This window comes from Actinomadura syzygii (assembly GCF_008085905.1).
GTDB lineage: Bacteria > Actinomycetota > Actinomycetes > Streptosporangiales > Streptosporangiaceae > Spirillospora > Spirillospora syzygii.
Genome location: NZ_VSFF01000016.1, coordinates 179,773 through 192,802, shown reverse-complemented (window position 1 = coordinate 192,802; position 13,030 = coordinate 179,773). Strand labels below are relative to the sequence as shown.

The window sequence follows — 13,030 nt, the reverse complement described above, 5'->3', positions numbered from 1 at the left end:
CCAGTAGCTATCCCCGTAGGCATCCGAACCATCCCCGCGTGCGCGGGGCCGACCTCGGCTCTCACACCGGCTGGGTGAACCTCACCGAACCATCCCCGCGTGCGCGGGGCCGACCGACCACGCCGGGCGCGCCTATGAGGGGCGCGGGAACCATCCCCGCGTGCGCGGGGCCGACACCCCGGGAGCCTCCTATGAAGATCATCAGCCGGAACCATCCCCGCGTGCGCGGGGCCGACCGCAAGCGCCCCACCACACCCGAGACCGACCAGGAACCATCCCCGCGTGCGCGGGGCCGACTGGCCGGAACGCCCGACAGGAGACCCGCGCATCGAACCATCCCCGCGTGCGCGGGGCCGACAACCTGCGCGTCCTGATCCCGGTGCTGACCGGGGAACCATCCCCGCGTGCGCGGGGCCGACCGCGGTCTCGACGGCGTCCGCCGGGGTGACCGGGAACCATCCCCGCGTGCGCGGGGCCGACTGGTCGACGACGGCTTCGGCGATCTCCCGCTGCGAACCATCCCCGCGTGCGCGGGGCCGACGTCCCGGCCGCCGTGCGCTCGGCGCCGCAGCCCGAACCATCCCCGCGTGCGCGGGGCCGACATGTCGTACGCGACGGCCGAGGAGCTGACGGCGGAACCATCCCCGCGTGCGCGGGGCCGACGTGCTCCTGACCCTGCCGTCCGGGAAGACGCAGGAACCATCCCCGCGTGCGCGGGGCCGACGCGGGCACGTCGATGACTGCGGCACCGACCTGGGAACCATCCCCGCGTGCGCGGGGCCGACGTGCTCCTGACCCTGCCGTCCGGGAAGACGCAGGAACCATCCCCGCGTGCGCGGGGCCGACGCGGGCACGTCGATGACTGCGGCACCGACCTGGGAACCATCCCCGCGTGCGCGGGGCCGACGACGCATACGAGGGCCGTGGGCGGCCGCGCCCGGAACCATCCCCGCGTGCGCGGGGCCGACGCACCTGCCCGATGTGCCGGTTGACGTCGGAGAGAACCATCCCCGCGTGCGCGGGGCCGACACTTTGTGACCTGCAACGTTATCGGCGAGGGGTGGGGTTTTCGTTCGGTTGGTTTGTGATCATGGTCGGTGGAGGCGTCTGGGGTCTGTGGTGTTGTCGTGGGGTCGGTTTGGTGGGCGGGTGGTTCTGTCGGTGGGTGTGGCTAGCTTACGTTGTGTGAGTATCGGGTGGTCGGGGTCGAGTGCGGGGAACCCGCTGGCGGTGCCGGCCGCGACTCTCCGATTCATCGGGAAGGACACGTTTCAAGGGACCGAGGAACGAGCCAGGGTGGGCGCGAGCGCAGCGGTAGGGACGTTCTTGCTGAGCTCTTGGGTGGGCCGACTGATGCTCGCTCAGGCGGACAACGACCTGCCAGAAGCATCTACCGTGGAAGTGGTCCCGGCAACGTGACGGTGAACGTCTACACCGGCGAGTGCTCCCTGTGCACGCGGGAATGGTCCCCGCGCCTGATCTCGGCCTATGCTCCGTTGGGTTCTACGCTGGGCCGTGCTACAGGGACCAGTGGCGGCAGTGTTGCAACTTGCTCGCGCAGTGACCGCACGGACGCGGTCTCTACCCGGTCGAGGTCGTCGATGAGCGCCGCGAGCCGGTCTCGGCTGTTGGCGCGGAGCCGCCCGCCGGGCAGGGTGTCCAGGACCGTGGTGGCTCGTGCGGCGGCGTCGCCGCCGAGGCCGCGAGCCGCCTCGGCCCGTGCGAGGACAAGGCTGGCGGCCGCCCAACCGGGCCGGCCGTGCGGGATGTGGTCGATGCTCGCCTGTGCGTGGGTGCGCGCCTGGCCGGTGTCGCTGATGAGCAGGCTAGCCTCGGCCAGATGAAGTCGCAGTTCAGCGGTGTCGAACCCGAATCGGCCCGGAAGATCCCCGTCAGTGGCGGCCATCTCATCCTGTGCCAGTCCGGCGACCCGGGCGGTCTCGTCCCGGTCACCTGTCGCGGCGGTCGGTCTCAGCACGGTCCAGGCGAGCATCTGCGCCTTTCGCAGGCGAGTGTCGGCGAGTTCGTGTGCGCGCCATCCGAGCGCGGCCGCGTCCTCGTGCTGGTCGTCGTCGTAGGCGAGCATCGCGCGAGCACCCAGGGACCAGCACTCCAGCCACCGGTCACCGGTCGCTTCGCCCAGCCGCCTGGCCGTGGCCAAATGCAGTGCCGCAGCCACCTCGTCGCCGAGGTGGAAGGCCAGATTGCCCACTAAGGCGGACAACCAGCCGGCGGAACGCCGCAGTTCGGACCGTTCGTTGCCGCGGAGAGCGCCGTCGCCGAGCATCCCGTTTACCATGTGGCGGACCTGGTGCACCTCGAGCGCGAGTTCACCCGGGGGCACTGCCGAGTAGTGACGGCTGTAGTAGTCGACTGCGGTCAGCAGGGCCGCGTGGGTGTCCGGCCCGCCGCCGGGCCCCTCGGTCTCCAGCGCGAGAGAGATCGAGTCCCGCAGGGCTTGCAGAGCGCCGGAGTTGCCGTTGGCCATGAAGTGTCCATCCCTCGCGGTCGTGACCATCTCCCACGCCGCACCGTACTCTGCTCTCCCTCCCCTGACAGCCCAGGGCGGGTAAGAGCTCTCCAAGCCCAGATCGGGCGGACGGGCCCGGTACACCCCGCAAAAGGCGTCGGCGTAGTCGGGACCCGGCACGATGTCGCCGTGTTCGTACCGGCACAACATGCTCGTATTAAGCCTGGGAGTGCCCAGGTCGCGGTCCCGGTAGTACAGCGCGACTTGCCGGACGGTCTGGGCACGCGACCATCCGTAGGCCCACCGCCACGCCTCTAACGGCAGTACCTCGGGTAACTCGCGGCGAATCTGCGTGGCGATGCGCGGCACCGGCCAGTCGGCGCGCTGGCCCCGCTGCCGGATGATCTGTGCCGCTCGCGCGAGCTCTGCCCGGCGCCGCCGGTCGACCTTCATGCGCTCCTCCGCACCGAGCGGACCTCACCCACCGGAGCGTAACCCCGTTGTCGCAGGTCCAGCATTGCCGTGCCAGGCAATGACCGGGGCAATGTCCTGACCGGAATGCGGCATTGAGGTGTTCGTGCCCTGGAACCGACCGTGGAGGCATGGCCACCGCACCCGAAAGGAGTAAGGGAACATGACCGCCACCCTGACGATGGATGAGGTCCCCGACCAGGTCGTGACCCGCATCCGCGTTCTGATCGGCGAGGACGCCGACACTGACCGGCGCGGCGACAAGACGCCCGTCGCCCGCTCGGACTGCCGCTACTACTGCCCTGACGCCGGCACCGTCGAGCGGTGCGTCGAGGCGATCCGCGAGTCCGACGAGCGACTCCGCCGGCGTCCCGAGGAGATGATGCTCTGGGACTGGCAGAGCACCTACTTCGAGGCCGACCCCGACAATGAGCACGGTGGCGGGATGATCCTTCTCGGCGTCGCCTGGTACGACTCCGAGTTCTACACCGAGCGCCGCGACGCCGGATTCGGCTACATGCACAAGCGGATCTACGCCAAGATCGGCGTGCCGCTGGAGAACGTCGAGGTCGTCCACTGGTGCCTCGACCAGACCGCCGCCTGATCACCCCATTGGCCCTCCCCGCGGCAGCGCGGGGAGGGCTCTGGAGCGTTCACGGCTGCGACGGCTCGGCCACGGGGGCCGGAGAAGCCGTCACGACACGTCGCCGGAGGGCGACGGTCGCGCCCCACGCCGACACCGCTACGACGATCATGCCGACACCGCACGCGGCGAATCCGGCGGCCGGGTGCCGGGCGGCCAGCACCGGCAGCAGCAGCGTCCCGACCGTGCCCGCCGCGCGCAGCGCGGTCTGGTCCAGTGTCATCCATGCCGCCCGCTCATCCCGCTCGAACCCGCCCAGGTGCGTCCGCAGCCCGACCGCGGCGAAGGGGCCGACCGCCCCGGCCACCGCCGACAGCGCGACGATCTGCCATGTCGCCGCGGCGGCGCCGGTCGCGACCAGCACTAGCCCATAGGCGCCCCACGCCAGGCAGTACGCGCTGGGGAACACGACGCTCCGCCGCCAATGCCCCGCCACGGTGTTCGCCGCGACCGCGCCGACACCGGTCGCGGTCACCGCCGCGGCGTAGGTTTGCGCGCCCGCGCCGCCGCGTGCGGCCAGCAACGCCGGCAGCACCAGCATGACACCGAGCAGCAGTTGCCCGCCGCCGTGCAGACCGATCATGCAGCCCGTCACCGGCCGGGCTCGTACCAGCGTCCGCGCCCGTGGCCGCCGTCTCGGTCCTTGCGGAACCGAGACCTTCTGTCCCGGTGAGGACGTCCCACGCGCCAGCACCGCCAGCACCGCCAGCACGGCCAGTGCGATCGCCGACACCGCGAACGTCGCGGCGTCGATCAGGTAGAGCTGGACCTCCGTCACCACCGTCAGCAGCACCCCGGCGGCTGCCGGGCCCGCGATCCGCGCGATCCGGCCCATCAGGTCCATCAACCCCGTCACCTGCTGCACCTGATCGGCAGGCACCATGTCGGGCACGAGGGCCCCCATGGTCGGGTCGAACAGCGCGCCGGCCACGCCGAGCGCCGCGGCGACGATCAGCAGCAGTGGCAGGCTCGGCCCCCGCGTGGCCCACACCACCGGCAGGACCGCGACCGCCACCATCCGAGCCGCGTCCACCGCAGCAAGGCTTCCCAGCCCGCCACAACGCGCCAGCAGCCGCCCGCCGAACAACCCCAACAGCACGTAGGGGACGGACTCGGTGACCGCGACCAGCCCCATCCACGCCGCAGACCCGGTCGTTTCCCACACAAGCCACATCACCGCGAGCGCGTACATCCGATCGCCCAGCACACTGACGGTCTGCGCCACCCACAGCAGCAGGATCCGGCGCCCCCGCAGCAGCCGCAGGTATCCCACAGATCCCCCAAGCCGTCATCGACACGATGCGGATCACCTTGCCGCATCAGGCCGGGCAGCCACACGAAAACCATCACCTCTTGTCGAAGTAGAACGCAGCGGCCACGTTCGCCGTCCACATGCGTCATCACATGCCAGCCCCCGACTGGAGAGTGGAGCCAACGCAGAGGCGACAGCGTTGGGCGCGCGCTACGCGCAGTGTTCCCCATGAACGGCATCGCGGTGTGATCTCGCCAGGGGGTTAGCGGCGGTTGTCGTGCTTGACGGTCGATGACGTACTTCTGAAGCAGTTGCCGTTGTACGTGCAGCGAAGCGCGTCGCGGGGGCGGGGCTGGTGGAAGGGCAATGAGCCTGAGCGATTCAAACAGGCCCTAACAGCGACTAAGGGCAAGCGGGAAGCCTGCGGAGAGATTCTCGCAGCGCGCCTCAGGGGTGAAGACGGCCTCTCGCCCCGAGCGCCAGGAAGACCCGGCGTTCGCCAGCAGAGCCGCTCGCGCACTGGCGGCCGTGCCCGGCCCCCTAGCGACTCCATAGCTCTGAATGAGCGGTCGTGCGCCGGCTTGAATCCGGTACGGGTCTGCCTCAGACGGGCGCTCGTCCCACCTCCAGCCAGCGCCCGCCTAACCATCCCGTCCCGCTTCACAGTCCCGCGATCATCCGGATCGGCAGTGCTGGAGCGCCCCGACTGACAGGTCCACGCTGTGCGCGGGACCCAGCCTCAACTCAGCGACCGTACCGGGACTGAACCCGGAACCATCCCCGCGTGCGCGGGGCCGACACTGAGCAGACCCTTTCATGCGGGCACGGTGGAGAACCATCCCCGCGTGCGCGGGGCCGACGCCCCAAAGTGCGCCTGCCTGGCGGCACGCTCAGAACCATCCCCGCGTGCGCGGGGCCGACTCTTCGTTATTTCGCGTGTGGAGACTCGCACGAGAACCATCCCCGCGTGCGCGGGGCCGACTGATCGAAGGGGCCCCGTCCAACTCCCCGCAGAGAACCATCCCCGCGTGCGCGGGGGCGACCCGCACATCCGATAAGGCCGTATGCGGTCGCCCGAACCATCCCCGCGTGCGCGGGGCCGACTGGTACCAGTGGGGCGGCAACGGGCCTGAGCGGGAACCATCCCCGCGTGCGCGGGGCCGACGACTGCCCCGGAGCCGGTGTCCGCGTCGGCCGGGAACCATCCCCGCGTGCGCGGGGCCGACACTTTCTGACCGCGACGTTATCGGCGAGAGGTGGATTTTTCGTTCGGTTGGTTTGTGATCATGCTCGGTGAGAGGGCCTGGGGCCGGTGGTGTTGTCGTGGGGTGGGGTTGCTGGGGCGGGTGGTTCTGTCGGTGGGTGTGGCCAGCTTACGTTGTGTGAGTACCGGGTGATCGGGTCGAGTGCGGGGAACCCACGGGCGGTGCTGTGGGGTAAGAGTGCAGGCAAGGCCCGAGTGGCGCGACGTTCCCATCCCAGCAGATAGGACACCAGCGACGCCACAGCGCGGCGAAGCCGCCGCTCGGAGACATCGCCGATGGCCATGAGGTGGTCGACGCGGGCGGCCAGAACCGGGCTGGCCATCGCTACAGCTTCGCGGACCTGGCGGCTTGCCCAGACCCGGTCCAATCAGGCCCGGCCTTCGATGCTCACAGCCATCGGATCGGCCAGGTCTAGGCCGGGGGCACGACCGCTTCGGCGGGGAACGTGGTCGCGCGGATCAGGACCAGGCCAGCGTGCCGGAAACGGCGGTGGACCGTCATCCCATTCCTTCTTTCGCGCCGGGTTTCCGCGTACTCCAGGGCACCTGGCGGGGGCAGCGGCGCACTGAGCGACGCGCCCCACACCAGTTGTGCGGGTAGGGGGCAGGCAGGGGCAGCCGGAGGCGGTCGACCTGATCAAGCAGTTCGAAGGCAGTCTTGAGCAGATCTGCAAAAGCAAGAAGTCCGAGCGAGCCGAGCGGGTCGAGGCTGCCCCACCGGACGATCTCAGAAGTGCCGAGAGCTGATGGCCCCGGACCAACGCCGGAACGTCACCAGTGCGGTGTGCGGCACGGGGCCAGATACTCCAAGCCACGCTTTTGCGCCTCTGTGCGGTGGAGTTTCGCATGCTGGAAACCTGGCGGGCTGGACTGCAGACAATCAACTCGATGCGCGGGCCACTGGCCGGTCGGCATCGGCTACGAGCCCGGCCTTTCAGGGTGTCGACCTGCAAGTCAGGAGTGCCGCCGCAACCGTCGTGGCGAGCCGGGTCGGTGACAGAGCGGCCGCTCGCCGCTCTGATGACTGCTTGATGACCAGGCCCCGCTAGCTTGCCTGAGGTGGAGTTCGATCCTTATAGCGAACAGTCCCGCATCGACCCGTTTCCGATCTATACCCGGATGCGGAAGGAGGCGCCGGTCTACCGCAACGACGAACTGGACTTCTGGGCGCTCACCCGCCACCGGGACGTGGCCGCAGCGTTGCGCGACCCCACGCTGTACTCCAGCGCCAACGGCACGTTGCTCGACCCGTCGTTGTACGGCCCGTCCGCGCACACGATCTTGTCGATCGTGGCGATGGACCCGCCCCGGCACGGGGCGATGAGGGCGCTTGCCGCGCCGACCTTCGGCCCGGCCCAAGTCGCCTCGCTCGAACCGGTGATCGCGCGGATCACCCGGTCCTACCTGGACCCTGTGCTGGAGCACGGCAGTTTTGACTTCGTCACCGATCTGGCCGCGAAGGTGCCGATGGACGTGGTCTCCGAGGTATTGGGAATCCCGCCCGCCGACCGCGAGACCGTACGCGACCTGGTGCTCCTGGCCGCAGACCGACCGCCGGGCAGCCGCGATGTGTCCCCAGAGGGAACCGAAGCGCTGGCGAGACTAATGGACTACCTTCCCAGCCTTATCGCTGAACGGCGCCGCCGACCCCGGGAGGATCTCACCTCAACTCTGGTCGCCTCGGAGATCGATGGACGGCCCCTCACCGACGCGGAGATCATCCCGTTCCTGGTGCTGCTGATCGCAGCCGGATACGAGACCGTCACACGCCTCTTGGCCGCCGCTTGGTACTGGGCCTGGCGCAACCCGTCGCAGAGGGACGTCGCCTTCTCCGGCCGGATCGGAGAGTGGGTAGCGGAGACGCTGCGGTACGACGGCCCTGTGCAATATGAGTTGCGGACGACGACACGTGAGGTGGTGGTCGCCGGGACGGCTCTGCCCCGAGGGGCGCGGGTGCTGCTGATGCTCGCGGCAGCCAATCGGGACCCGGCGGTGTTCCCTAACCCGGACCGCTATGACCTTGACCGTGACACCAACGGTGCCATCGCCTTCGGGCTCGGCCCGCATTTCTGCCTGGGAGCGCCGCTGGCTCGGCTCCAGAGCAAGGTGGTCCTGGGAGAGTTGGTGGCGCTGGTCGAGGACTACGACATCAACCCCTCTCGCGCGAGGCCTGTCTACACCACCAACGTCCGCGGGTTCGCCACCCTGCCAACGACGGTCAGGCCCCGGTGAGCGGTGCCGTATCTTTTCGTCCGACGCCGACCCAGTAGTTTCCTAGGCCCTTCTCGACTTTGTCGATGGCCAGTTCAGGGTGCCAGTCGGGTGCGTCGACCAGTCGCCCCGGCTCCATCAGGGTGAGTCCGTCGAAATAGCGCGCGATCACGTCATGGTCGCGCGGATGGATACCGGACCCGCCCCAGATATCGGGAGCGGTCTGCGCCTGGGCCTGCTCGGCGCGTTCGGCAGGGACCGTGCAGTGGGAGATGGCAAGGTAGCCGCCAGGGGGCAACGCTTCAACGTAGGCCCTCACGGCCGCAGAGGGGTCGTCTCGGTCAGAGATGAAGTGCAAGACGGTGGCCAGCAGAATCGCCACTGGCTGGTCGAAGTCGATGAGTCGCTGCGTCGCGGGGTCCTCCAGGATCTCCTGCGGGCGGGCGGCATTCGCCTCGATCATGGCGACCTTCTGATTCTGCTGCAGGAGCGCGCGACCGTAAATGCACACCAGCGGGTCGGAATCGACATACACCACAGGGCTGCCAGGTGCCTTCCGTTGCGCGACGTCGTGTACGTTCTCCAGGGTCGGCAGACCGCTCCCGAGGTCGATGAACTGGCGGACTCCAGCTTGAAGCAAGAAGCGCACGACACGGATGACCCAGGCGCGGTTCACCCGAGCCGTCTGTGGAGCGAACGGAAATCGCTTGGTCAGCCGTCCGGCCGCCTCATGGTCGACGGCGAAATTGTCTTTGCCGCCCAACAGGACATCGTAGACGCGCGCCGGGCTCGGCGTTGTGGTGTCGATACCGCCCGTTAAGCGGTGCTCGTCGGTGGCGAGGTGGACTGGCCGCGGGCCCCAGTCATCGTCGCGGTTTTCGCTGATCTGCACGGCGACGCCGTTCAGCCATCCGCCGGGTTTGGCGCGCGGACCGAGCAGTGTGAGAAATTCACGGTAGACCCTCAGCGCTTCAGCCGTCCGGCCTGAGCGATAGTGGGCCAGCATCAGCAGTCCGACCAGGTGTTCGCTGTAGGGGTGCTCCATTAGCCAGAGGGTGACCGAGTCGATCACCTCTCGAAATTTGTGCAGGCGCAGCAGCGCTTCGGCCAGCTCCTCCCGCGCATCCAATAGACCGCCGAGCAGGCTCTGCCGGATCGGCTCCATCCCGGTGGTCTGCGGCAGGTCCCCGAGCGGCGCTGTACCCCCCAGGTCCAACGCCCGCCGGTACAACTCGACAGCGGTCTCCGGCGCGGTGCCGTGGACGGAGCGGGCCTGATCGGTCAACTGCTGAAACTCGCTAAGGTCGAGGTAGTCGGCGTCGGTCAGGTGGAGACGGTACCCGCCGTCCTTGCTGCGGAGTCGATCTGCGGGCAGCACCCGGCGCGCGTTATAAATGACCTGTTTGGGGCCTCGGGTCCGGTGCGCGTCCTCCGGATCCCACAGCAACTCGGCGAGTCTGGCGGCAGACACCAAGGCACCGCGCTCGATCGCCAGGACGCATAGCAGCTCCCGGACCTGCCTACGGGAAATGACAATCGGCGCACCGTCGTCGTCTCTGACCCCAAGCCGATGCCCGAGGACCCGTATCTCCACTCCGTCATCCTCTCTCGCCTGCATGATCTTGAACAGTTGGACGCGGCCACGCCAGCCGCCGGATCCACGGCCGGATCAGGACACGGTTGCGTTCAACCGCAACACGATGAACGTGATGACCGAGCGATGACTTGACTCCACTACCTTTCCGGGAGTGACAGTCTCGCTAACCTATCAACAGCCGTCTCCTGTGCGATGCCGACCGATCTCCAGAAAAAGTCCGTTCGGGTCGGGCAACACCCCTCTCGGAACGCGCGGGGTGGCGAATGAGCGTATCGCGTTGACCTGGGTCGACCTCTTTTCAGAACCTATGCCGCGTGCACTGCTGAGAGCACGGATACGACGAGCTTCGGCAGGTCACGCGTCCCCCGGAGTGCACATTGCTGTCACCAGTGCACGCGGCTCCCCCCTGATCGACATCGAACTATTTCCGTCCCCCGGAGCCCCTTAAACGAAGGAAGTTAACTACCGCGAATAATGAACAGCAGGTAAATCAGTTTCGCTGCTGAAGCTCATACTGCGATGAGCCCACGTCATGACCGTGAAGCACCCAAACGCGCGTAGTCGCAGATAATCGAGCACCCGGCTTTGCGATGCCCCTCGGGCCCCACAGCCGCATCCCGCCAGCAGCCCCTGGACTAAAGGATGCCTCAATGGAGATCTCGATCCTGGGCCGACTTGTGCTCAGGGACGATCACGGGAATGCGGTCGTCCAAACCTACGGAGGGCCGCATCTGGTCCCCGCACTGATCTGCATACTCGCACTCAAGGACGGGGCGTGGTCGGGCCCTGAACTCAAGACGCTCCTGTGGGAGCACGACCGAGACCTCACCTCCTCATGGACGAGCCTGACCAGACGGGCCCGACTCGTGCTGCCCGATCGGCGGCTGGAGACCGAGCGGGGCAAGGTGCCACCGCACTACCGCCTCAAGCGCCTGCGGGGCGACGTTTTCGACGTGGCCGACTTCCGCACGGCGATGGCACACGCGACACGCTCCCACAAGGCCGGCGACCTGAGAGCCGCGGCGAACTCCTACGGCGCAGCACTGCGTCTGTGGCGCTCCGACGGCAGCGAGCCTCTGCTCCCGGACTTCCCCGAGACCTATGCGATGCGGCAGAACGAGCACTACGTGGACCTGTTGCGCGAGTACCAGAGCGCCACCGAAGGCTATGCAGAGACCCGGCTCGAACTCGGCGAGCACAGCGTAGAACTGGCCGATTGTCTGCACGGACTGATCACCCGCCAGCCAGGCAACACGCGCCTGCACCTACTCCGGATGATCATCCTCTATCGTTTGGGCCGCAAAGGTGAGGCGCTCCGAGCCCATCACGAGGCGCAGGCCATGTTCGATCACCACTTCGAGGCCGCGCCGCCACCAGTCCTTGACCACGTCCGCGAGCAGATCGCTCGCGATGATCCACGACTGTGGACGACACGGGAATACCGTGCTTGGACGACGCCAGCGGCAACTGGCGCATCGAACAATCGGCCACCGCCGCACAGGTGACCTGGGGAAACACGGGCTCTGACGACTCGGAATCTGACGAATGTGTCGTCGTCCCCGGTCGGTGTTTGCTCCAGCGCCTGCCACCGGTCACAGGTCGCGCGGCGCCGGCCTGCGCTGGCTTCGGCGTCGATCCGGCCGAAGCCGGGTGGCGCGACGCCGATCGAGGCGGCCCATATCGCGATGAGGCCGGCGGCCCGGAGCAGGGCGTCGTCGAGGCGACCGTGGAAGGAGGCGACGAGGAGTGCGGCGGTGGGATGGTCGGCGTCCATCTACCGGCTGCCCGCCGTAACCAACGGCTTTGGCCCGTCCTGCCCGACCCGGTCCGCGCCGACCTGACGCGCCGCCGCTGTTCTGCCGCGCACGGGGCCGGTCCACTGCGACCGTCGTCACCTTCGCCTGGGCCGTTCCCTGCGTAGTGCTGACGGTGTGGTGTCCCGTCGTGCCAGACCCGCAAAGGACACTGAACCCGCGGTAACACCACGTGGGTGGTGAGCCCGTCCCGACGGACGGGACGGGCTCACCGTGTGATCACCGGGTTGGGAGGTCAGTGGGAATCGATCGAATCAAGCGGGCCCCATAGTCGCCGATCATCATGAGCGATCTGCTCACGGACCCGATCGAGAGCCGGCGGGGGAGGAGCCTCAAAGTGGTGTTGGAAGATGGCGCATGCGTCTCGATGGGCCTGAAGTGCCTCCCCCTTACGTCCCGCACGATAGAGGGCGATCATCCGGAGCTGGTGGAGACGTGCGTCGTCCGGCTGCCGCGCGATGAAGTGACCAAGGGCGTCGGCCAGGCATTGGCCGTGGCCGCCGAGTTCAAGGATGGTCTCGCCGTAGCCCTCGGCGGCATCACGATATTGGCGCAGCAATTCCAGGTACTGGTCATTCTGTCGCATCAGGTAGGTCGCGGGGAAGTCCGGGAGCAGAGGGCCGCTGCCGTCGGAACGCCACAGCCGAAGTCCCTCGTGGTAGCGCTCTGCGGCCGTGGTCAGATCGCCAGCGTTGCGGGAGCGCGTCGCGTGGTCCATCGCGTCACGGAAACGTTCCACATCGAAGACATCGCCGGGGAGACGCTTGAGGCGGTAGTGCGGTGGCACCATGCCCCGCTCGGTCTCCAGCCGCCGATCGGGCAGCAGCAGACGAGTTCGGTAGATCAAGGTCGTCCACGATGAGGTCAGGTCCCGCTCACGTTCCCACAGGAGCGTCTTGAGTTCGGCGCCTGACCAGGACTGCTCCCGCAGCGCCAATATGCACAGCAGCGCGGGGACCAGATGCGGCCCTCCGTGGGCCCGGACGACCGCTCTCCCGTGCTCGTCTGTGATTTCAAGCGGGCCCAGGATCGAGATCTCCACTGAATGAGGCTTCCTTTACTTCAGATCTGCCGGCTGTTCGGTTCTCCCTTGTCCAATCCCAGTGGTCGGGAAAGGAAGGCCATTAGGTGTCCTGCGCGACTGATCTCGGCGAACCTGGTCGCCGCCGCCTCGCCGTCGCGGCGCCTACACGGTGACCTGGCCAGCGGCGGGGGCGCGCGCTGGCCGATGCCGGCTGCGCGCGGGATGGTTCGGTAGGTGAATGGTTCGATGTGCCGCTTGCGGCTCTTGATATGGGCGCCGGCAGC

8 protein-coding genes and 2 CRISPR repeat arrays (1 of these 10 cut by a window edge) are annotated in these 13,030 nt (G+C 68.1%); of the genes, 3 read left to right on the top strand and 5 right to left on the bottom strand.

Annotated features, from left to right (window positions below; all coding sequences use genetic code 11):
- Window positions 1-1,029: direct repeats of the CRISPR family, unit length 28 nt; unit sequence GAACCATCCCCGCGTGCGCGGGGCCGAC; it reaches 708 nt to the left of the window's first position.
- 457 nt (window positions 1,030-1,486) lie between these two features.
- Window positions 1,487-2,923, bottom strand: coding sequence for an NsdA family TPR-like regulatory protein (locus FXF65_RS37720; protein ID WP_148354966.1), 1,437 nt, complete (start codon window positions 2,921-2,923; stop codon window positions 1,487-1,489).
- Window positions 2,924-3,104: 181 nt separating this feature from the next.
- Between FXF65_RS37720 and FXF65_RS37715 the strand changes: the two genes are divergently transcribed.
- Window positions 3,105-3,545: a hypothetical protein gene (locus FXF65_RS37715; RefSeq protein WP_222868951.1), complete on the top strand. Its 441-nt coding sequence runs from the start codon at window positions 3,105-3,107 to the stop codon at window positions 3,543-3,545.
- Between the two features lie 49 nt (window positions 3,546-3,594).
- Here FXF65_RS37715 and FXF65_RS37710 read toward each other — a convergent pair whose 3' ends face one another.
- Complete coding sequence (locus FXF65_RS37710) at window positions 3,595-4,857, bottom strand: MFS transporter (RefSeq protein ID WP_148354965.1); 1,263 nt, start codon at window positions 4,855-4,857, stop codon at window positions 3,595-3,597.
- Window positions 4,858-5,607: 750 nt separating this feature from the next.
- A CRISPR array of direct repeats spans window positions 5,608-6,062; the repeat unit is 28 nt; unit sequence GAACCATCCCCGCGTGCGCGGGGCCGAC.
- Window positions 6,063-6,120: 58 nt separating this feature from the next.
- Window positions 6,121-6,468 carry a lantibiotic dehydratase gene (locus FXF65_RS37705; RefSeq protein ID WP_378230310.1) on the bottom strand — a complete coding sequence of 116 codons (348 nt, stop codon included), beginning with the start codon at window positions 6,466-6,468 and terminating at the stop codon, window positions 6,121-6,123.
- A gap of 691 nt (window positions 6,469-7,159) precedes the next feature.
- On the opposite strand from FXF65_RS37705, the gene FXF65_RS37700 reads away from it, so the two are divergent.
- Window positions 7,160-8,332: a cytochrome P450 gene (locus FXF65_RS37700; protein ID WP_246199359.1), complete on the top strand. Its 1,173-nt coding sequence runs from the start codon at window positions 7,160-7,162 to the stop codon at window positions 8,330-8,332.
- On the opposite strand, the gene FXF65_RS44930 is transcribed toward FXF65_RS37700, so the two are convergent.
- Window positions 8,319-9,905, bottom strand: a complete 1,587-nt coding sequence (locus tag FXF65_RS44930; RefSeq protein ID WP_222868950.1) for an SAM-dependent methyltransferase — start codon at window positions 9,903-9,905, stop codon at window positions 8,319-8,321. The genes FXF65_RS37700 and FXF65_RS44930 overlap by 14 nt on opposite strands.
- Before the next feature lie 653 nt (window positions 9,906-10,558).
- On the opposite strand from FXF65_RS44930, the gene FXF65_RS37690 reads away from it, so the two are divergent.
- Window positions 10,559-11,413 (top strand): AfsR/SARP family transcriptional regulator, encoded by an 855-nt coding sequence (locus tag FXF65_RS37690; protein ID WP_148354960.1) that lies wholly within the window; start codon window positions 10,559-10,561, stop codon window positions 11,411-11,413.
- 544 nt (window positions 11,414-11,957) lie between these two features.
- Here the strand turns inward: FXF65_RS37690 and FXF65_RS37685 are convergent.
- The gene (locus FXF65_RS37685) at window positions 11,958-12,764 is read right to left on the bottom strand and encodes an AfsR/SARP family transcriptional regulator (RefSeq protein ID WP_148354958.1); all 807 of its coding nucleotides are present in this window, start codon (window positions 12,762-12,764) and stop codon (window positions 11,958-11,960) included.
- Between the last annotated feature and the right edge of the window lie 266 nt (window positions 12,765-13,030).